The organism is Ruegeria sp. B10, from assembly GCF_056539825.1.
In genome coordinates this window covers 1-21,595 of the sequence record NZ_JBQFVP010000025.1, presented here as the reverse complement: position 1 = coordinate 21,595, position 21,595 = coordinate 1, and the positions used below count along the sequence as shown (strand labels likewise).

The window sequence follows — 21,595 nt, the reverse complement described above, 5'->3', positions numbered from 1 at the left end:
GGAGCACTTCTTTCACGTCTTTACGAGCGCACGCGCATCGCTTCCGGAATTCATAGACCCGACCTTTGATTGAATGGTGACTTTGACTGCACTGCCGCCAAACGCTCTGAGGGAATCGGACATTCGAAAATACCGAACCGACCGTTCGAGCAGATCGCGGTGATCGGCTGCTGTGAACCCAAAGTAACATAGGATGCAATCTGCTCGAAGGTCAGCAATGCAAGATGTGCGTCATCAAATGCAGCTCAAACTGAGTTGGTGCGAATAGTCACTATGTGCGCACCAACCCCAGTTATCTTGTCACGCCTGCACTATGACCTTTCCGACCGCAGATCCATTCGTCAGGTGCCCATAAGCTGCACCGACATCGGCCCACCCAAACTTATGTCCGTCAACGATCGGTTTGAGCGCGCCTTCATCCGCCAGATCCGCCAGTATCCGCAGGATGTCGCCATGGGTTTGCCGCCCGACATCGTGCATCATCGGGATCAGCATGAAAACGACGTGCAGAGACAGACCTTTGAAATGCGCAGGCGTCAAATCAATCTCAACCATCGCGACCGTTGAGGCGACATGGCCATTGAGCCTGGCGGCTTCAAACGAGTTCGTCATGTTCGGACCGCCAACGCTATCGAACACTACATCGAAGCCCAAACCGCTGGTGTGCTCAGCCACATAGTCCTGGACCTTTTGCGTTGTGAAATCTATCGGCCGCGCGCCCAGCTCTTGGATCAGGGCCATCTGATCCGCGCCGCGACCCGTTGCGGATACTTTGGCACCAAGGTGGCGGGCGATTTGGATGGCAATATGACCAACGCCACCGGCACCACCCTGCACCAGAACAGTCTGCCCTTCGCCAACACCAGCACGGGTCAGCCCTTCATAGGCGGTGATGCCGACGAGAGGCAGCGCTGCAGCTTCCCGCATGTTCAGCGTATTGGGTTTGTGTGCGATCAGGCGCGCGTCTGCGTTAATGTACTCCGCCAAAGCGCCCGGGAGATCCGTCAATCCACCTGCACAACCGTACACCTCATCGCCTATGGCAAGACCTGTCACACCGTCGCCAATCGCAACAACCGTGCCAGCAAAATCCATGCCAAGCACGGCAGGCAATTGAGGGGACAGAGGCAGGTCCGCGCCCAAGCTTCGGATCATTGTGTCGACGGTGTTGACGCTGGTCGCGGCCACTTTGACGACAACATGTCCGGGTGTCGCGACCGGATCGGGAATTTCAGCAAGCTCGAATAGCGCATCGGGTCCGTAAGAGTTGAGAACCATTGCCTTCATTGAAGTTTTCCTTTTGAGAAATGGTGTCAGGCCCACGTGGAAACCGCGCACGCCTGACGAGTTCATTGTGTTGAGGTGGGATCAGTTGATGTCCTGCACCTGCATCACCAGATCGCCCCACTTGCGCTGGTTCTCGATGTCATGTTCCAAACCTTGTTCATCCGCGATCGTGAAACGTTTTACGGCCGGAGTTTTGCTGGTCGCCTGATACAGCCAATAGGCTTCGGCCTTCAGCGCCTCATCGATGGGTTTGTCGATGGATTCATAGACCATCTGTTTGCAGGCATTGATCGACTCTGCGGGGAATTGTGCGATCCGTTCGGCCAGAGCAGTCACATACGGGCCGATTTCATCCGCTTCCAAAGCCTTGTTGATGGTGCCCAAACGTTCGGCGTCATCCGCGTCATAGTCTTGCGCGCTCAGGATGATCTCAAGCGCTTTGCCAAGGCCGGTTTGACGGGCCATGCGCGAGGCGCCACCGCCGCAGGGCAGGATGCCCATTCCGACCTCCATCTGCATGAACTTGTACTTTCCCCGCGCGGCAAAGCGCATATCCAACGCCAAGGCCAATTCGTGCCCGCCACCGCGCGCAAACCCTTCCAGCTTTGCAATGGTGGCCTGCGGTACCTTGCTGATCCGCTCGCAAACCGATTGCAGATCCAACAGCCGAGCGTCCTCGCGGGACACGGCTTCGGTCGACATGTCCTTAAGTAGCTCGGTATCGTAGTGGCAGACCCAGATTTCCGGATTGGCCGACTGAAAGATCACGACTTTGGTGTTGCGGTCCCGCTCGAGCCGCATGGCCAGACTGTTGAGATCGGCCAGCATTTCCTGGCCTTGCACGTTCACGGAGCCAAAATTGAAGGTGACCGTGGCGATGCCGTTTTCGACAGCTACGTCAAAGGTTTGAAAGTTCTCGTATTTCATTAGGCAGTCCTTTCTTGGGCCTCGACGCAGCACGCGTGAGGGGTAGGGGAGTGTTAAAGGTGGAGGTGTTCGGCGTTTTCGCGCCGGGATGGTCAGCCTGTCTGGCTGATCAAGTCTTTGATAGCGGTAATGACATCGGCAGCGTGGTTTTTGTCGAGCGCTGCGGGATGGGGATCAGCGAAAGTGCCACTGTCATTGTCGAAATAGGCTCCGGCCGCGTCCGCAAACCGCGCACCCAAGGCCGCATCAATCAAGATATCAGCGCCGATGTTCATATCGTTCCCGGCCAGGCCAAAGCCTTCTTTCACCATCTTTGATGCCAAAAGGGATCCGGGATTTACGGCGACCATCACAGGTGCATTCGACAGCGATTTGGCCCATTCGCGGGTCCAGATGGTGATCGCCAACTTACTTTGGGCATAGGCTTCCATGTCAGCCATTGGCACATTGCCCTGCATGGCCTTGAGGTTTACCGGGGCCTGTGCAGCCGATGACAGATTCACGACACGCCCGTCGGCGGGAATGATCGGCAAAAGCAATTCGGTCAGCAGATACGGTGCAAGCGTGTTCACAACAAAGCGGATGTCCTGACCATTTTCCAGCACGGATTGAGGGGCTTTCAGCACACCTGCGTTGTTGATCAACACATCCAGTTTGTCATGCTTGGCCCGAACGTTCTCGGCCAGTTTTCGAACCGCGGACAAATCGCTGAGATCAGCGGCATAGGTTTCGACATCGCCTCCGACGGCGGCAGCCGCGCTCTCCAATTTGGATGCGCTGCGTCCATGGAGGAGCACCTTGTGCCCATCGGCAGCCAGCTTCTTCGCTGTCAGCAGGCCAATGCCGTCGGTTGAACCTGTAATGAGAATAGTCTTGGTCATCGGTCTGATCCTTCAGGAAAAGTCAGGCAGCAGAGTGTCCGCCAGATGTTTGAGGGTTGTATCGATGGGCGCTTGATTGAACCTTAGGTTCAGCGCGACGTGATTGACCCCGAGCGTTTCAATCTCGTGCAGATAGTTGCGCAGGAAGTCGGTGCCCGACTGAATCCCAAGATGGATTGGGCGTGGCGGTGCGGCAGCGTCGGCTACAACATCGACGTAGAGCGATTGCATCACAGGCTTATCCGGTTGACCTGCAGCTTTCACGCGTCTGCGGTAGTCTGCGATGACTTGACCCTGAGCCGTCGCATTGCGCGGATATGTCATCCAGCCATCTCCGTTCTGCGCTACCCAATCAGGTGATTGTTGGCTGCCACCGGTAATGAGCATCGGCAGGCGCTTCCCGTGCGGTTTTGGCAATAGATCAATCCCGCCATGCAGTTTGCCCTGTGCATTTTGATGCGTCGGGTAAGCCGATCCAACGGCGCGGATGTACTCAACACTATCGCGGAAACGTGCCCCGCGATCTTCAAAGCTCTGGTTCATCGCCGGGTACTCCTCGGGCCGGTCGCCGGACGCGACACCCAAAAGCAACCGCCCGGCAGAGAGCACATCTGCCGTCGCTGCTGCCTTGGAGACATGAGCGGGGTGACGCAATGGCAGGATCACGCTCGACGTTCCAAGCGCAATCCGATCCGTCGCCGTTGCCAACGCTCCTAGATAGACAAATGGATCGAAAACCTGCCCGGGGTCGCCAAAGCTTGGAACATTGAAGGGCACGTCCCGCAGCCAAAGTGCTGCGAACCCAAGCTCCTCGGCTTTCCGAGCCGCTTCCAAATGCCCTCGTAGCGTCGGTTCTGCGCCGACGGCATAGGCTTCGAGAGGCAATACAAGGCCGACGCTCAGTCGTCCGGGACGGAACACCTGGTTGTAGGCCAAATTGATTTGCTCAAACCCAGCCGGTTGCGTTTCATCCAACATGTCTGACCCTCCTTTAATAGCGCACCAAAGTGCGGCTTTCGATGCTTTTGCGAATGGTAGTGATGTTTGGATCCTCGACCATATCGAGTGCGCTATGAGCAATCGAAGCCAGACCTTGATTGTCATAGATGTTGAAGACCGCGACCTCATCCGGCGTCATTTTGGATTGATAGATCCACTCATGTTTGGGATTTCCCGCCAGCCCCATGATTTGTCCCACGCGGTCAGGATAGATCAAGTCCAGTAGAATCCAGTCAGACGGGTCGACAGACGAGGGCCGTACAAAGCCCAGGGGTGCCGAATTGATCGCATGCTCTACAGGACGCCATACGTTGACAAAGGCAAAATGACCTTGCGCCCACTCCGCTGCGGTCTCGGCGCCCAGCAAGTCGACAAGCCGCTGTTCGGCTCCGTCCTCGCTGTAGTCGCTATGCACATTGCGCGCCGGTTTACGTATTGCTTCGGGGTCATCCACCCGAACAGTGTGATCAAAAACCACGACCTCTCTCGCACCCAGCCTGTCCTGCAGCATGGCCTTGAGCTCCGCATCGTAAATTGGTTTCCAGCTGTCGCCTGTAAAGTCTCGAACCTGCGTTTCGAATGGCATGATTTCAACGGCATCACACGCAAATGAAACTGACGAGGTCGTTTTGCGGTTATCTGCTAGCACAACGGATGTCGCGACCAGTTCAGGGGAAATCAGGTTGCCAGCGACCCCGCCAGCATCAAGCTCAAAGGCTTGCCGGTAGGATTTGTGAACATGGTAGTTGACGGTGGCTGTCCGTGTCATGTGCGCCTCGTGCCTAATCTGTGCTGTCTCTGTGAAAAGGATTTAACCGTGACCAAAATGAAGATAAACTGCCTATTCCAGTATTGATAATTCGGAAAATAAATATAATGGGCTTAGACACAGACGCGCTTCGATTGTTTATTAGGGCAGCAGACATGCTGAACATCAGCGCGGCGGGGCGTGATCTGGGCATGGCCCCAGCGGTCTCCAGCACAAGGCTTGCCAAGCTGGAGCAGAACCTCGGTTTCGAGCTTTTGCACCGCACGACACGCAAAGTGTCGTTGTCAGTGGAAGGAGCGGATTTCCTGCCCTTCGCCCGTGAGATCATTGCGCAGGAAGAGGCGGCATTTGCTGCATTGGGTAAGCAAATGACAACGATCAAAGGTACATTGCGTTTTGCTGCGCCAAGCAGTTTCGCACAGCTCTACATCGCGCCAATCCTGCCAAAGTTTCTTGAACAGCACCCCGATCTCACGCTCGATCTGCGCCTATCGGATGTGCAGTTCGATCTGATCGAAGGAAGCTATGATCTGGCACTCAGGAACGCGCCACTTGTAGACACCAGCCTGAAGGGCCGCAAACTGGCTGATGACCAGCGTATCCTTTGTGCCGCGCCACACTACCTCGAAACGCATGGCGTTCCCGATACACCAGCCGATTTGACAAACCACCGTCTGATCGCTTTCCAAAACCTCCAACCGCGGTCACTTACAGGACCGGCAGGTGAAAACGCTGTCTTCGATCCTACCTCAGCCAAAGGCCAATTGATCATCGATGACGGTCAAAGCCAGGTACGCGCCACACTAGCAGGAGCAGGTATTTCTTTGAATGCTCGTTGGAGCGTGCATGACCAACTGAAGTCAGGCCGTTTGGTACGGGTACTTCCAAACTTTGAGGCCAGTGAAGACAATGTCTTGTGGCTGATCTACCCCAAGTCCAACGTATTGTCCCCCAAAGTGCGGGTGTTCATGGACTTTCTGGTTGCAGAGATAGGCGCAAAGCCTCCTTGGGAAACATAAGAGCTATCGGACAATACGCTCTTAGACATCGTGACAACAAGGTCCGGGACGGGGCCAAGTGGACATGCCTTTTCCAATCGCAAAAGCCTGGTTTGTTCCGCCCAGCCGTCAATTCTTCTTTTCGAATTGATGTACGGTTTCTGAATGACCGCTATGCGGGCGGCAACCGCAGCAATCGAAAGCTTTGCTCAATATCCGTTGTGAGCCGGAAAATCTGGGAGCTTTCCTTGCGCTACCTTGCTGGCTGTTCCCGACTTACCCATTCGGTCAGATTTTTTTTCTCACCGTACTCCCAGGAATGAGCCGAAATCCGACGTCCTTGGTGGACTTCGTTGGCTCTCCATTGATTTGGGCCAGAACCATCTCGGCTGCGATCTGTCCAATCTTAAGGTGGGGTACTGCAATTGACGTCAACCGATAGGGTTGAATCGCTGAAATGGGTAAGTCGCCCCATCCGGCAATTCCAATGTCGTTCGGGACGCTCAATCCGATTTTTTGGGCATAGTGAAGCCCGCCAATCGCCATATTGTCATTTTGGTAGAATACAACTTCGATATCGCGGTGGGAGGCAAGCAGCTGCTCGGTGCCGTAGAAACCGGTGTAAAAACCCGGTGTGTCCTTCAGCAGCAATTGTTTTTCCAACCGCCCGTTTGCATCTTCGATGGCTTTGGAAAAGCCGTTGAGACGTGCGGTTGCGGCGTTTGCGACGTCATGTGAAGTGCCGACATAGCCGAATTTTTGATACTCCATTCCAGCCAGATAACGACCCATGCTGTAGCCGCTGTCAAAGTGGTTCAGCCCCACGCACATGTCCAATGGGCTTGAATTGAAATCCCAGATTTCGACCAACGGGATGCCTGCGCCGCGCAGCATTTGAATCGCTTTTTGGCTGTGCGAGCGACCGGTAATGATCAGCCCGGCAGGTTGCCAGGACAGCACGGTCTCGATCCATTTTTCCTCATGGTCGATTTCATGCTCGGTGAGGCCCAGCACGGTCTGGTGTCCAAACGCACCGAGCTTTCGGTCGATGCCCTCCAGAACCTGTGCGAAAATCTCGTTGCCCAATTCAGGGATGCTGACCCCGACAAAAGTGGACTTCTTGTCACCCGCGAAAACGGTCGCCAAGCGATTCGGCAGGTAGCCCAACCTGTTCACTTCGGCCATGACCTTGGCGCGCGTTTTTTCCGAAAACCCACCTTCGTCACGCAGGACTCGGCTTGCTGTCATCTTCGACACGCCCGCAGCCTTTGCCACCTCAGCAAGGCTTACTTTATTGTTTTTGCTTGATTTATCAGTTTCACTGCTCATTTACGTTACGGGTAACTCTTTTTTATTGACAATGGCCGGGTCTGTGCGAATGCTAGCGTAACGTTACGGGTAACTCAATACGATGTTGAGGAGCATTGGGGTTACCTAAGTCTAGGAGGAGGCGGCCTGTGCCCGGCACTGCGCAAAACAATCTGTTCTTTGACGGGATAAAGAAGCATTTTGGAGGCACCTATGCGCTGCGCGACGTGTCTCTGAATGTTGAACGCGGTGAGATTGTCGCCTTGCTGGGCGAAAACGGCGCGGGCAAATCGACCCTCATCAAAATCCTTGGTGGCATTCACAAGGCGGATGAAGGGCGGGTTCTGATCAACGGTGAGCCCTACGAACATCGCCCAGGTGGGTTTGGTCAGCGCCAGTCAGTTGCCTTTATCCACCAGGATCTGGGCATGATCGAATGGATGACCGTGGCCGAGAATATCGCGCTTGCTCTGGGCTACTCCCGCAAAAGCGGTCTGATCAATTGGAAATCGGTGGAGAGCTTTGCACAGGACGCGTTGGACAAAGTGGGGTGCGAATTCGACCCAACCACGCGGGTACAGGACTTGTCGCGGACCGAGAAGTCTCTGGTCGCGATTGCCCGCGCCTTGGCCGTGGATTGCGACTATCTTGTTCTGGATGAACCAACCGCATCCCTGCCGGCGGATGAGGTCGAGCGGCTGTTCGAAGCGTTGCGCCCCTTGAAGGAACAAGGCGTCGGCATGATTTACGTGTCGCATCGGCTGGACGAGATATTTCAGATTGCTGATCGGGTTGCCGTTCTACGAGACGGCGAGATGGTCGGTCTGCGCAGCATCGACCACACTACTCCCGAAGAACTGGTTTATATGATCGTCGGTCGCAAGACTCGGCAGGTGATGAAACCAGATACGCCTCCGGGTGCGACGCTGCTTGAAGTGTCTGGCCTGAACATGGAAGCAGCGCACAACGTCAGTTTCAAGTTGCATGCAAATGAAATCGTCGGGCTTGTCGGCCTGCGCGGGGCAGGTCATGAAAATGTTTCTCGTGCGCTGTTCGGGTCGGAAGGGTTTAGTGGCCAGATTACCCTGCATGGTGAAACGCCTGACCTGAGCTCTCCGCAGACTGCGATGGCGTCCGGGATCGGTTTGGTGGCGCGTGACAGAACCGAGGAATCGGTCGCAATGTCATTGACGATCCGCGAGAATACGTTCCTGAATCCGGCTGCGATCGGGCGGTCATTGCTATCGTTCATGGGCCACATGGCCGAGACAGAGAGCGCCGCGCGGATCGGTGCCGACGTGGCCTTGTCTCCCAATGATCAGAGTATGACGATTGAAAGCCTGTCGGGCGGGAACCAACAAAAGGTTGTCATTGGGCGCTGGCTAGAAACCAAACGCAAGCTGTTGATCTGCGAAGACCCGACCGCAGGTGTCGATGTAGGTGCCAAGGCAGAAATCTACGCGCTGTTGAACCGCGCAATGGAGGAGGGCGTCGGCATCATCGTCGTTTCAACCGACTTCGAGGAAGTCGCTGCCATCTGCCACCGCGCCATTGTCTTCAGCCAGGGTCAGATCGTGCGCGAGTTGACCGGCACCGAACTGACCACTGAAAACCTGATACAGGCTGCCTCGGCCTCGAACGCCGTGGCGAGTTAAGGAATACGACTATGCAATCGCTTGAATCCAATGCGCTGGAACCGACAAAGGCCGAGTTGAAAGACGCCTCGCTAAAAACCCGAATTATCAGGTTCTTGCCGGTTTACGGGCTGGTTTTGCTGACAGGTTTTCTGATCATCCTGTTTTCGATCCTTCTGCCAAACACCTTCCCAACGCTTCTGAACCTACGAGCGATTATCTCGGACAAGGCGATCATTGCGCTTTTGTCGTTGGGGGCGATGATACCGATGGCAGCAGGTCGTATTGACCTGACGGTCGGGTACGGCATCGTGCTGTGGCATATCCTGGCGATCTCTCTGCAGACCTTGTACGGCATTCCATGGCCGATTGCGGTGGCGATTGTTCTGTTGCTGGGTTTGCTGACTGGTTTCCTAAACGGTCTGCTGGTCGAGGTCGCCAAGATCGACAGCTTTATTGCCACGCTTGGCACAGGCACGGTCCTGTATGCGCTGGCGCTGTGGCACACAGGCGGACGTCAGATGGTCGGCGCGTTGCCTGACAGTTTCTATGCCATCAACGGCACCTTTGTATTCGGCCTGCCGATCACCGGGTTCTACGTGCTGGGGATCACGGTCGCGATGTGGCTGATCCTGGAATACACGCCGATTGGTCGGTACCTCTACGCGATTGGCGCCAATCAGCGCGCCGCGCAGCTGAACGGTATTCCGACCCGGAAATTCGTCATTGGTGCGTTCATGTCTTCGGGGCTGATCACCGCCTTTGCGGGCGTATTGCTGGCGTCGAAATTGCGGATCGGGCAAGCCTCGGTCGGTCTTGAATTCCTGTTACCTGCTTTGGTCGGGGCCTTTCTTGGGTCCACAACCATCAAGCCGGGACGCGTGAATGTTTGGGGAACAGTCGTGGGTGTCGCGATCCTGGCTGTTGGTATCTCGGGCATTCAGCAATTCGGTGGATCCTTCTGGGTCGAGCCGATGTTCAACGGTGTCACGCTTCTGATCGCAATCGGTATCGCCGGTTACGCTCAGCGTCGCAAAGGCGCCAAAAAGTAAACAGCATAAGGGAGGAGATTATGCTGAAACGGACTTTCATGGCGGTATCCGCTGCCGCGCTGCTCACAGGTTTGGGGTTTCCGGTGACCGCCGAGACAGCGTTTGACGGCCCCACCAGCGGACCCAAAGCCGCCGAGGGCAAATCAATTGTCGTCGTTGCTGGCGATCTGAAAAATGGTGGCATTCTTGGGGTGACCAATGGCGTCGAGGAAGCAGTTGGCACCATTGGATGGGACGTGCGCGTGCTGGATGGAGCGGGGTCCATTCAAGGCCGGACCGGGGCCATCGGGCAGGCACTGGCGCTGCAGCCGGATGGGATCATCATCAATGGCTTTGACGCCATTGAGCAGCAGGCCGCGTTGGAAGGCGTTGTCAGTGCTGGTATTCCGATGGTCGCGTGGCATTCCGGCCCCAAGATCGGATGTGACGCGCCCGGAGGCATCTTTGCCAATGTCTCGACAGACGCGATGACAGTGTCCGAAGTGGCTGCTGAATGGGCCATGGAAGACGGCGGCGACGGGGTGGGGGCGATCATCTTCACTGACTCGACCTATCAGATCGCCATCGACAAGGCCGATCGGATCAAGGAAACCATCGAAGCTGCGGGCGGTACGGTGCTGGAATATGTCGATACTCCGATCGCCGATACCTCGGCCCGAATGGGACCTTTGACCACGAGTCTGCTGCAGAAATACGGCGACCAGTGGACCCACGCGCTTGCGATCAACGATCTGTATTTTGACTTCATGGGGCCTGCATTGGCGGCGGCGGGTATCTCGTCCGATGACGGGCCCCAAGCGGGCTCGGCTGGTGATGGCTCGGAGGCTGCGTTTCAGCGTATCCGCAGCGGCAACTACCAGACAATCACTGTGGCCGAACCACTGAACCTGCAAGGTTGGCAACTGGTGGACGAGTTGAACCGCGCCATTCAGGGCGAGGCGTGCTCGGGCTATGTCACGTCGCCCGCACTGGTGACCGAAGAAGGTCTGGCCAAACTGGGCGACAGCAATCAGTTCGACCCTGACAGCCCCTATCGCGAAGCCTACGCAAAGATCTGGGGCAAATAACCGATCCGGTGGTCTTTGCCTGAATTGGCAAGGGCCCCGCTCGAAAAGATGACACAGCGCAAAGCCAACTCAGCGGTCTTTCGACCGCCATGGCGGAGCTTTGCGCAAAGGAGGAAACCATGAGCGAACAGCCATTGGTTCAAATGCTGGGAATAACCAAACGCTTTGGCGGGGTGACCGCCCTGCAGGATGTCGATCTGACGGCCTATGCGGGCGAAGTGCTCGCCATCGTCGGGGACAATGGGGCGGGCAAGTCCACCCTGATCAAGATCTTGACCGGAGTCTATCAGCCCACCGAAGGCCATATCCTGATGGATGGAAAACCGTTGGAGATGACCAGCCACTCTGACGCAATCGCAAACGGGATTGATGCGGTTTACCAGACCCTCGCGCTGGCCGATCACCTTTCCCCTGCGGCCAATATGTTTCTGGGCAATGAGCTGACCAAAAACGTGTTCGGCATTCCGTTTCTCGACAATAAGCGGATGAAGACCGAAGCCGCTCGGGTTCTGGAAGAACGTCTTGGTGTGCGGCTGCGGTCGATGGATGTGATGACGGAAAGCCTGTCGGGTGGCCAACGTCAGGCGGTCGCAATTTCACGCGCGGTCTATCACGAAGACCTGCGCCTGTTGGTGATGGACGAACCGACTGCCGCACTTGGGCCGCAGGAAACCGCAAGAACACTCAAGCTTATCAAGACGCTGCGTGAACAGGGCCTTGCCGTGATCCTGATCTCGCACTCGCTGGATGACGTGTTCGAAGTGGCCGACCGCGTTCACGTGCAACGCCGGGGCCGCGCCGTTGGCGTTGTCAAAACGGCGGAGAGTTCCGTTCAAGATGTTCTGGGCCTGATTGTCGGTGCCCAGGATGCAGCTGCGTGAAGGAGAACGATATGTCCGCGGCGATGACAAACACTGAACAAAGAACCATCATGGACCGATTGGAGCCTTATCTGGCCTTTATCGGGCCGATGGTGATGATCCTGGCCATTCTCATCTTCATGGGGATTGCGGAACCGGCCCGGTATTTCCGCCTGACTAACCTCAATCTGATCCTGCTGGATGCGGCGCTGTATATGCCGATGGCGATGGCGATGACCTTTGTCATCACCCAGCGCGGGATTGACCTGTCGATCGGCTCGATTGCAGCGCTGTCGGCCATTCTCATGGCCTTTCTGGTGAAGCAATATGGGTTCCCGGCCTGGGTAGCCGTACCTCTGGCGATTGTGCTGGGTGCGATCATGGGATTGATCAACGGTCTGGTAATTACCCGCTTCAAAGTTCCGGACCTGATCGGAACGCTGGCGATGGATCTTGTCTATCGCGGCCTGGCGCTGGTGATTGCAAAGGGTTTGGTGCTCGCGCGGTTCCCTGACCTGATCACCGAAATCGGACGAGGTCAGATTCCGGGTTTTATTCCGGTGCCTGTGGTGCTGGGCTTGATCACAATGGCCATTGGCTATGTCGTGCTGACCCGCACCTATTTCGGGCGCTACACGATTGCTATTGGCTCGAACCCCGAAGCCAGTGAAATGACCGGTGTGGCCGTCGATCGACACAAGATCTATGCCTATGTGCTGATGGGTGCCGCTGCCGCGATGGCCGGTGTCATGCTGACCGGAAAGCTGAACGCCATTCAGGCGACCTCGGCCCCGTATTTCAACCTGCATGTGATTGCGGCGGTTGTTGTGGGCGGCACGTCCCTGTTCGGTGGACGCGCTTCGATGCTGGGCTCTCTGGCCGGTGTGCTGCTGCTGTCGATGATGATCAACGCACTGGTGACTCTGCGGATCGAGTTCTTCTGGCAATCCGTCGCCTCGGGCGTGGTGATCGTCAGCTCGGTCGCGCTCTACACCTGGATGCAAAAGAAAGACCGTGACGGGGCGCATGGCCTGCTGGCGGGTTTGCGCAGCAAAGAGGCGCAAAAGCTGATCCGCTTCTCTGCCGCTCTGATCGGCGCACTAATCCTGTTGCTTGCCCTAGGGGCGGGACTGGCAACCGAGCCTACGCCAAGCGGCTAAGGCAAACAAAAGTGGTGCGCCCGGAGGTAGGAGTCCTGGCGCACCTGCAAGGCCCCACAATGTTCGCGAAAGGGAGGACTTACCGTGAAACAATTGAACAAAGCACTACTGACGACAAGCGCATTTTGCCTTTGTGCCACTGCAGCCTTTGCTGATGGGCACGGAAAGCTACCGCTGAAAGAACTGCCGGGTATCGAAGATCGGGACTATTGGGTCCCGGGCGAGGTTAACGCCGACGGGAAGTTGGAAGCCTTGCAGGCGATGACAGGGGCCGAAGCGGTAAAGTACGAGGGCACTCAGGATGCACCTTTGCAAATCGCCCTGATATATCCATCCGCGGATACGTCGGATTTCTGGGCGCGCAACTATCTGGCGATGACCAAACGTCTGGACGAGTTGGGCATCGAGTATGAAACAACCGAATTCGCCAGCCGTCAGATCGAACACAGTCTGCAATCGACCTATGCCAACCAGGTGGTTCAGGATGCGGACCTGTACGACTTCGTGATCTTCGGCCCTTCGGAACTGGCCATTCAAGCCGACAATATCGACAAGATGGCCGGGAATGACGGGTTTGCGACCTTTGTTTGGGCCTTCCACACGCCGCCAAAGGAGTTGAAAAATCAGCCTGACGCGTGGTTCGACTTCAGCTCTGCCGCCGGTGCCCTGACCATGTGCGACTATATGCTGGAACGGCTGGGCAGTGACGTCACGATGGCGATGAACCGCGGAATTCCTGGCATTACCGACGACCAGCGTTCAGGTGATTTCAAGGCCTGTGTCGAAGAGAAAGGCAACTGGACCACCGTTTACGAGCATTACGGTGAATACCAGCGCGAAGGCGGCTTTGAGGGCACAAGCCTGATCCTCCAAGCCTATCCCGAAGCCACCATCATTCACAATGCCAACACCGCGATGGCCATGGGGTCGGTCGAGGCTCAGCTTGCGGTCGGCAAAGAGAAAGACGTGTTCTCAACCGGTTGGGGTGGCACCGGCCTTGAGCTGGACGCCATTCGCCGGGGCGAGTTGGACGCAACGCCCATGCGCATGGGTGACGATGTGGGCGCGGCGACAGCCGAAGCAATCAAGGCGCATATGGAGGGCCGGCAGGACGAACTGCCCTTTGTGTTCTTGGGCCGGATCACCGTTGCGCATGACCAAATGAGCGCTGAAGAGATCGATGCGCTGGAACAGGAAGCGTTCCGCTTCTCGGGCGTGGGCGCATTGGAGCGCTGACAAACCCGCTTGTGGCTGGCCCTAGCGGGACCGGCCACAGGCAATTGAAATAACCAAAGACGGAGAGAGCCCGAATGGCGCAATCCATGATGTTGATTGAAAAATGCAGCCATTGCGTAAGCTGGTATGACATTGAAACCGGTGCCCGGCAGGGGCGGTTGGATCTGCCGCATTTCCCTCATGAGTTCGTGGTCGATGACGAGTTTCACTATGCCTATGTCGGTCATTACGGCGTGCAGAATTCCGGTATTGCAGGCACCGATGGCCGGTCCGTGATCGTGATCGACATCCGCAAACAGGAAATCGTGCACAGCTATGATCTGGGTGAGCATGCCCGCCCGCACGGGATTGGGCTGGACGGGCAGGGGCGTCTTTACGTGCTGTCGGAATGGACAGGCCATCTGCTGGTCAAGGAAGACCCCCGTGCCTTCGATCAAGGCTGGGATCACATCACGCCCACTGGTGGCACCAAGTGTCATCTGTTTGCGCTGACCAGGGACGGACACACAGCGTATTCAATGAACCTGACTTCGGGCGATGTGACCGTGTTCAATCCCTATGATGCGTCGGTTTCGCCGATCCCAATCAAGACCGGAAAGAAACCTGAAGGGCGCTGCCTGCGGGAACAGGCACAGACGCTCTATACCTCTCAGCGTATCTCCAACACCGTCGCCGTGGTCAACACAAACACGCTTGAGATCGAGCGCACCTTTCCAACGCCAGATGATCCCTGCCGCATCTACTACGACGAGAAACGCAACCGGCTGGTGACGATGAACCATTTCGGGGGGTCGTTCTCGGTATTCGATGAAGCCACCGGAGAGATGTTGCACGAACAGAAAACGCCCGCGAACCCGCTGGCACTATGCATCGATGATGAGGCCGCATTTGCCTATATCGCCATCGATTGCGAACAGGTGCAGCGGTTCAACCTTGATACGTTCGAGGTGGTGCAGACCTTTGATACGGGCAAGGAACCGGACGTGATGGTCATCTTGCCCGACGGATTTTCAAAACACTGGGAGAGCGCGGCATGACCAAGCCTCGTATCGCTATTGTGCCCGGCGACCCTTCGGGGATCGGACCGGAACTGATCGCCAAACTGCTCAATCAGGAGGGCGTGCAGGAGGCCGCGGATATTGTGCTTGTTGGAGACAGTCATCTGTGGCGGCGCGGCGCGGAACAGGCTGATCTGAACGTGCCGATCAACACGGTGGATGCGGTGGCAGATCAACCGGGCCTGTCGCATCTTGAGCTCGATACCATCGCGCCCGAGGACGTGAAGATCGCGGAGGTCACCGTCGAGGGCGGTACGACATCGCTCCGCTGTCTCGACAAGGCGATGGATCTGGCGATGGCGGGACAGGTGGATGGTATCCTGTTCGGCCCGTTCAACAAGGCCGCAATGACCGCCGCCGGGCTGAATGCCGAGGACGAGCACCGCTATATGGCGCGCTACATGGGACATACCGGATATCACTCTGAACTCAACGTTCTGGATGAGTTGATGACGACCCGCGTGACCTCACATATCGGGCTGAAGGATGTGGCGGCCAATATCACCGAAGACGGGATTTTGAAGGCGGTCAGTTTGGCCAATGACACGCTGCGCAAAGCGGGCAACGCGCGCCCGAACATCGCCGTAGCAGCCCTGAACCCCCACGCTGGGGACAATGGCAAGTTTGGTCGAGAAGAGATCGACATTCTGGAGCCCGCCGTGCGCAAGGCTCAGCAGAAACAGATGAATGTGACCGGCCCGTGGCCCTCGGACACCGTGTTCCTAAAGGCGCAGCGGGGCGAGGTCGACGCGGTAGTGACCATGTATCACGACCAGGGTCAGATCGCGATCAAGCTGATGGGCTTTGAGCGCGGCGTGACCGTGGCCGGCGGCTTGCCCATTCCGGTCGCAACCCCCGCGCATGGCACGGCCTTTGATATCGCCGGACAGAACAAGGCCAATCCGGGCGCAACGCGGCAGGCGTTTGATCTGCTGGTGCGCATGGCCAAAACACATCGCGCCGAACGCCGCGCGGACTGAGGAGACCAAGATGACCAAGATTAAATCCGTGCGCACCCGCGTCTGGAACTGGACTGGACCAACCGTGCCGCCGACGGGCAATTTCTGCACCAACGCCTCAGACGTGCTTTACGAAAAAGGCGATACGATGTCGTCTTTCCGGTTCCATCAATGGCTGACCTGCGAGGTCGAGACCGAAGACGGCACCATCGGCATCGGCAACGCGGCATTGGCTCCTTCGGTGGTCAAGGCTGCCATTGACGAATGGTTTGCTCCGCTGGTGATCGGCGAAGACCCGTTCGACTATGCCTATCTGTGGGAAAAGATGTACCGTCGCAGCCATGCCTGGGGGCGTAAGGGCATCGGGATGACGGCGATCTCGGCTGTCGATCTGGCGATCTGGGACCTGATGGGCAAGCTGACGGGCAAACCGGTTTTCAAGTTGCTGGGCGGTCGCACGAAAGAGAAAATCCCCGTCTACTACTCCAAGCTCTATTCCGGCCCCATCGAAGTGATGCAGGCCGAGGCCGCAGAGGCGCAAAAGAACGGCTATTCCGCCTACAAGATGCGGTTCGGCTGGGGCCCCAAAGATGGCATGGCCGGGATGCGCGAAAACCTCAAACGGGTCGAGGCCGTGCGCGAGGTCATCGGCTATGACGTCGATCTCATGCTCGAATGCTACATGGGTTGGAATCTCGACTACACTAAGCGGATGCTGCCGAAATTGGTTAAGTATGAACCCCGCTGGCTGGAGGAACCGGTGATCGCCGATGATGTCGAAGGCTACCGCGAACTGAATGCGATGAATATCGTGCCAATCTCGGGCGGTGAGCATGAATTCTCGGTCATCGGCTGCAAGGACTTGATCGAGAAAAAGGCCGTTTCGGTTCTGCAATATGACACAAACCGGGTGGGCGGGATTACGGCAGCGCAAAAGATCAATGCGATTGCCGAGGCGTTTCAGGTGCCCGTGATCCCCCATGCAGGCCAGATGCACAATTACCATCTGACCATGGCCAACGCCAATTGCATGATCAGCGAGTACTTCCCCGTCTTTGATGTCGAGGTTGGAAATGAGCTGTTCTATTACATCTTCGAAGGTGACCCCGAAGCCGTTGATGGGTTCCTTGATTTGGATGACGATACGCCGGGTCTTGGGATCGAAATCACGGACAAACACCTCAAACACTTCCAGATTATGGAGTAAATCATGACCTACAACGGTATCTGGCCAGTTGCGCCAACACCGTTCAACGAGGACGGAACGCTTGATCTGGACGGGATGAAGCGCGTTCTTGATTGTCTGATCGATCAGGGCGCGGATGGGATCTGTGTTCTGGCGAATTTCTCGGAACAGTTCCTGATCTCTGATGCCGAGCGCGAGACTTTGACGCGACTGAGCCTTGAGCACGTCTCGGGACGGGTTCCAATGATTGTGACGATCAGCCATTTCGCCACTCAGATTGCGGTGGAACGGGCGCAATTTGCCAAGGATCTGGGTGCGGACATCGTGATGATGATGCCGCCCTATCACGGGGCGCTTCTGAAGGGGAATGCACAGCAGACCTTCGAGCAGTTTGCTGCCGTGGGCGAGGTCGGCATTCCGATCATGGTGCAGGATGCGCCGTTGTCGGGTGTCGACCTGCCGGTGCCTCTGCTGGTGCGCATGGCGCAAGAGATCGAGATGGTGAAGCTGTTCAAGATCGAATGTCCCCGTGCAGCCAACAAGCTGCGCGCCCTGATCTCCGAAGGCGGAGACGCGATTGAAGCGCCGTTTGATGGTGAAGAGGGGATCACCTTGCTGGCCGATCTGGATGCGGGGGCCACCGGGTCGATGACCTCGGGAATGATCGTGGACCAGATCAAGCCGGTGATCATGCATCACCATGCAGGTCGTATTGAAGAGGCCACCGCCGCCTATGGGCGCGTGGCGATGGTGATCAACCACGAAAACCGCCAATGCGGCTGGCAATCCTGCAAGGCTGCGATGGTCGAAGGCGGCGTGATCCGGTCCGAGTCCTGTCGTCACCCGATTGACCCGCTTCAACCGGCGATCCGCGACCGGTTGATCGACCTTTTAAAACCTTTGGACCCGATGGTCCTGAAGTGGGGAAAATAAGATGATCCTTGGAAAAAACCTGATCGACGGAAACTGGGTCGGCTCAGAAGACCAGCGTGCCTCAGATGATCTGGACGGGCAGAGCTTCGCTCAGGCTACCACCGCGCAGGTCGACGACGCCTGCCGTGCCGCCCGCCGTGACTTCCGTGCTTATGCGGGCAAGTCGCGGGCCGAGCGGGCCGCTTTCCTGCGCACGATTGCCGAGCAGATGGATGTTCTGGGAGAGGAGATTACCCGGGCCGCCATGGCTGAGACGGGACTGCCCGAGGCGCGCTTGGTGGGCGAACGCGGCCGTACCACCGGTCAGTTGAGCATGTTTGCCGATCTGATCGAAGAGACCGGGTATCTCGATATCCGCAAAGACGGCGCACTTCCTGATCGGACGCCACTCCCCCGTCCTGATCTGCGCCTGACGCACAAAGCCATCGGCCCTGTGGCCGTCTTTGGTGCGTCGAACTTCCCGCTCGCCTTTTCCACGGCGGGCGGGGATACCGCCTCGGCTTTGGCCGCTGGATGCCCGGTGATCGTCAAGGGCCACAGCGCCCATGCGGGTACCGCTGAATTGGTGGCTCAGGCCATCGCCAAGGCGATTGAGGTCTGTGATATGCCGACGGGCACGTTCCAGATCGTGCAGGGATCGGGGCGCGAGGTCGGCTCGGCCCTTGTACAGCATCCAGATATCCGCGCGGTTGGCTTTACCGGATCGCTGGCTGGGGGCAGGGCGCTCTATGATCTGTGTCACGCGCGCCCGAACCCGATCCCGTTTTACGGCGAGCTTGGCTCGGTCAACCCTATGTTCTGTCTGCCCGCCGCTATGGACAAGCGTGCGGCAGAGATCGGCGCGGGCTGGGCCGCGTCTCTGACCATGGGGGCCGGGCAGTTCTGCACCAACCCCGGCGTTGCCGTCATGCGAAAGGGGTCGGATGCGGATGCTTTAGAAACAGCCTGTGTCACAGCTCTGAACCAAACAGCAGAACAGAAGATGCTGACCGATGGTATCCACGATGCCTATGAACAGGGCGTCCGCGCCTTCCGTGATTTGATGACCGAGGTTACCTCCTGCGGTTCTGCCGCGGGTACACGTGCGGCCCTTCCTGCTCTGTTCAAAGTCAACGCGGAACAGTGGATGGCAAACCCCAAACTGCAACACGAAGTGTTTGGCGCAGCGGGTATCATCGTTCTGTGCGACGACACGGATCAGATGGTGGCCCTCGCTGAAGGGCTGGAAGGCCAACTGACCCTGACGCTGCACATGGATGACGCAGATCATGACTTCGCCAGCACCCTAATGCCCATTCTCGAAGAGAAAGCCGGACGTCTGTTGGCCAATGGTTTTCCCACGGGTGTCGAGGTGTGCTCGGCGATGATGCATGGCGGGCCTTACCCGGCCAGCACCGACGTGCGCGCAACTTCCGTCGGCACTCTCGGTATTGCGCGATGGCTGCGCCCGGTCAGCTATCAGAACATGCCTGGTGCTTTGCTGCCGAATGAACTGCAGGGCTGAGGATCCACGTCAGGCCATCTTTGGCCTGACCCCAAAACGCCACGAACGCACAGGTTCGGCGGCGGCTAAAGGACAAATAAAGGAGCAAATGGATGTACGGCGTTCTGGATGGCACCGGATTTGAGGTCATCGAAAAAGAGTTCGAAGCCTGTTTCATCGGCCACGCGCGAGTCGAGCGGTTGTGGACCGGCGCCCGTTGGTCCGAAGGGCCAGCCTGGTTTGCCGCCGGGCGTTTTTTGGTCTGGTCTGACATCCCCAACAACCGCTTGATGCGCTGGGATGACACCGATGGATCGGTCTCGGTGTTTCGGCAGCACTCGAACAATGCCAATGGTAACACGGTGGATCGCGAGGGTCGGTTGGTGTCATGCGAACATCTGACCCGGCGTGTCACAAGGACTGAACATGACGGCTCTGTTACGGTTCTGGCAGACGCATGGCAGGGAAAGCGCCTGAACTCTCCAAACGATGTTGTTGTCAAATCGGATGGGTCCATCTGGTTCACGGACCCTTCCTACGGGATCATGATGGACTATGAAGGCGAGCGCGCCGAAAGTGAGATCGGGGCGTGTCATGTGTTTCGTGTAGATCCGATGTCAGGCGAGGTGTCAGCCGTCGCCACCGACTTCGTGAAACCCAACGGCTTGGCCTTTTCGCCGGACGAGAATACTCTCTACATCTCTGATACAGGCATCACCCATGACCCAGACGGTCCGGCGCATATTCGCAGGTTCGGCGTCGCGAGCGACGGAAAAACTCTGACGGGGGGCGAGGTGTTTGCGAAGTGTTCCGCGGGGCTGTTCGATGGCTTTAGGCCAGACCGTGAAGGCCGCATCTGGAGTTCTGCTGCAGACGGTGTTCATTGCCTGAACCCACAAGGAGATTTGATCGGCAAGTTGCACATACCCGAGATGGTAGGGAATATATGTTTTGGCGGCGCCAAGCTGAACCGGTTGTTCGCGACCGGAACAAGCAGCCTTTACGCGATCTATCTCAATGTAAACGGTGTCTCACCGGTTTGACTTTACTTGCGAAAGTGGGGTTGGAAGCAAGGGAGACATTTGCAGAAGTCGACGCAAATCCCAATCAAATGGTTTTGAAATAGTCACAGCACAAGTTTATGAAAGGGCAGCTACTTTTCAAAGAAGCAGTTTTTTAAGCATTTGTTGTGCTCCTGTCGCACAAATTCTAATGCTAGGGCCTGCAAGGATTTTTAGTTGAACGTTGCGAGTGTCCGCGACGCGACTAAGGCTGCAGTATTCAAGCACGCAGTCGAATAGAAGGATTGAGCCGGAAAAGACCAACCTGCTAAGCTACCGCGATCCCACCTGAACCCTATCTAGGTGACAGATGCGACAAGCTTCAAGTCTGCGTCGCACTAAGGAACTAAGCGGACATTCATCACAACCGCAGCATTTGTAGCTTTGGCTTACACCGAACAATACAAACAACTACGGGACCGATCTACGGGCATCGCAAAATGAGGAAAAACCTCGTGGAGAAAAACCCTCTAGCAGAAACGGTCGTTTCGTCAGGTTTGTACCCACCTGTATAAGACCGGACATCTGTGGGCATCACGCTTCAGGCAAAGTGGGTTCGATCCGGCCCTTCGCCACGTGTTTCATCAAGGCCTATTGCGCGGACAAAGCCGCCCTTCAGTCAGTGGGTGGTTCGTAGGGGTCCGGTGTTCCTGGGGGGATCGGAGGAAACTCCTCGAAGGTAGCAATGTGCTCCTGCAACTGCGGCAGCGCTTTTTCGGCCGCCCATGTGTGCGGGA

Annotated in this window: 19 protein-coding genes; 13 read left to right on the top strand and 6 right to left on the bottom strand. The window is 57.0% G+C overall.

Going from position 1 to position 21,595, the window contains the following annotated elements:
* Positions 1 to 300: 300 nt before the first annotated feature.
* The 5 genes from ACR0J4_RS22755 to ACR0J4_RS22735 form a co-directional block, all read right to left on the bottom strand.
* A complete protein-coding gene (locus tag ACR0J4_RS22755; protein ID WP_170556681.1) occupies positions 301 to 1,287 on the bottom strand; it encodes a zinc-dependent alcohol dehydrogenase family protein in 987 nt (328 codons plus the stop codon).
* 81 nt (positions 1,288 to 1,368) lie between these two features.
* A complete protein-coding gene (locus ACR0J4_RS22750) occupies positions 1,369 to 2,214 on the bottom strand; it encodes an enoyl-CoA hydratase/isomerase family protein (RefSeq protein ID WP_170644331.1) in 846 nt (281 codons plus the stop codon).
* A gap of 92 nt (positions 2,215 to 2,306) precedes the next feature.
* The gene (locus ACR0J4_RS22745; RefSeq protein WP_170644334.1) at positions 2,307 to 3,095 is read right to left on the bottom strand and encodes an SDR family NAD(P)-dependent oxidoreductase; all 789 of its coding nucleotides are present in this window, start codon (positions 3,093 to 3,095) and stop codon (positions 2,307 to 2,309) included.
* Between the two features lie 12 nt (positions 3,096 to 3,107).
* Positions 3,108 to 4,073, bottom strand: coding sequence for an LLM class oxidoreductase (locus ACR0J4_RS22740; RefSeq protein WP_170644336.1), 966 nt, complete (start codon positions 4,071 to 4,073; stop codon positions 3,108 to 3,110).
* A 13-nt stretch (positions 4,074 to 4,086) separates the two neighbouring features.
* A complete protein-coding gene (locus ACR0J4_RS22735) occupies positions 4,087 to 4,863 on the bottom strand; it encodes a CmcJ/NvfI family oxidoreductase (protein ID WP_170644338.1) in 777 nt (258 codons plus the stop codon).
* A 107-nt stretch (positions 4,864 to 4,970) separates the two neighbouring features.
* On the opposite strand from ACR0J4_RS22735, the gene ACR0J4_RS22730 reads away from it, so the two are divergent.
* Entirely contained in the window at positions 4,971 to 5,882 is a 912-nt protein-coding gene (locus ACR0J4_RS22730; RefSeq protein WP_170644340.1) for a LysR family transcriptional regulator, read from the top strand.
* A 267-nt stretch (positions 5,883 to 6,149) separates the two neighbouring features.
* On the opposite strand, the gene ACR0J4_RS22725 is transcribed toward ACR0J4_RS22730, so the two are convergent.
* A complete protein-coding gene (locus ACR0J4_RS22725; RefSeq protein ID WP_170644342.1) occupies positions 6,150 to 7,190 on the bottom strand; it encodes a LacI family DNA-binding transcriptional regulator in 1,041 nt (346 codons plus the stop codon).
* Positions 7,191 to 7,318: 128 nt separating this feature from the next.
* Here ACR0J4_RS22725 and ACR0J4_RS22720 point away from each other — a divergent pair, with 128 nt between their 5' ends.
* The 12 genes from ACR0J4_RS22720 to ACR0J4_RS22665 all read left to right on the top strand — a co-directional run bounded on the left by ACR0J4_RS22720 (position 7,319) and on the right by ACR0J4_RS22665 (position 20,840).
* Positions 7,319 to 8,824 (top strand): sugar ABC transporter ATP-binding protein, encoded by a 1,506-nt coding sequence (locus ACR0J4_RS22720; protein ID WP_170644344.1) that lies wholly within the window; start codon positions 7,319 to 7,321, stop codon positions 8,822 to 8,824.
* 11 nt (positions 8,825 to 8,835) lie between these two features.
* Positions 8,836 to 9,855 carry an ABC transporter permease gene (locus ACR0J4_RS22715; RefSeq protein WP_170644346.1) on the top strand — a complete coding sequence of 340 codons (1,020 nt, stop codon included), beginning with the start codon at positions 8,836 to 8,838 and terminating at the stop codon, positions 9,853 to 9,855.
* A gap of 20 nt (positions 9,856 to 9,875) precedes the next feature.
* Positions 9,876 to 10,922: a substrate-binding domain-containing protein gene (locus ACR0J4_RS22710; RefSeq protein WP_170644348.1), complete on the top strand. Its 1,047-nt coding sequence runs from the start codon at positions 9,876 to 9,878 to the stop codon at positions 10,920 to 10,922.
* 119 nt (positions 10,923 to 11,041) lie between these two features.
* A complete protein-coding gene (locus tag ACR0J4_RS22705; RefSeq protein WP_480524919.1) occupies positions 11,042 to 11,803 on the top strand; it encodes an ATP-binding cassette domain-containing protein in 762 nt (253 codons plus the stop codon).
* Between the two features lie 11 nt (positions 11,804 to 11,814).
* Complete coding sequence (locus ACR0J4_RS22700) at positions 11,815 to 12,942, top strand: ABC transporter permease (protein ID WP_170644351.1); 1,128 nt, start codon at positions 11,815 to 11,817, stop codon at positions 12,940 to 12,942.
* Positions 12,943 to 13,026: 84 nt separating this feature from the next.
* Complete coding sequence (locus ACR0J4_RS22695; RefSeq protein ID WP_170644353.1) at positions 13,027 to 14,178, top strand: substrate-binding domain-containing protein; 1,152 nt, start codon at positions 13,027 to 13,029, stop codon at positions 14,176 to 14,178.
* A gap of 74 nt (positions 14,179 to 14,252) precedes the next feature.
* The gene (locus tag ACR0J4_RS22690) at positions 14,253 to 15,215 is read left to right on the top strand and encodes a YncE family protein (RefSeq protein WP_170556668.1); all 963 of its coding nucleotides are present in this window, start codon (positions 14,253 to 14,255) and stop codon (positions 15,213 to 15,215) included.
* Complete coding sequence (locus ACR0J4_RS22685; protein WP_170644355.1) at positions 15,212 to 16,216, top strand: 4-hydroxythreonine-4-phosphate dehydrogenase PdxA; 1,005 nt, start codon at positions 15,212 to 15,214, stop codon at positions 16,214 to 16,216. The genes ACR0J4_RS22690 and ACR0J4_RS22685 overlap by 4 nt, the downstream gene beginning before the upstream one ends.
* A gap of 10 nt (positions 16,217 to 16,226) precedes the next feature.
* Entirely contained in the window at positions 16,227 to 17,402 is a 1,176-nt protein-coding gene (locus ACR0J4_RS22680; protein WP_170644357.1) for an L-rhamnonate dehydratase, read from the top strand.
* Entirely contained in the window at positions 17,403 to 18,314 is a 912-nt protein-coding gene (locus tag ACR0J4_RS22675) for a dihydrodipicolinate synthase family protein (RefSeq protein WP_170644362.1), read from the top strand. It begins immediately after the preceding gene.
* Position 18,315: 1 nt separating this feature from the next.
* A complete protein-coding gene (locus tag ACR0J4_RS22670) occupies positions 18,316 to 19,818 on the top strand; it encodes an aldehyde dehydrogenase (NADP(+)) (protein ID WP_170644359.1) in 1,503 nt (500 codons plus the stop codon).
* 92 nt (positions 19,819 to 19,910) lie between these two features.
* On the top strand, positions 19,911 to 20,840 hold the full coding sequence (locus ACR0J4_RS22665) for an SMP-30/gluconolactonase/LRE family protein (RefSeq protein ID WP_170644361.1): 930 nt from the start codon (positions 19,911 to 19,913) through the stop codon (positions 20,838 to 20,840).
* Positions 20,841 to 21,595 lie beyond the last annotated feature (755 nt).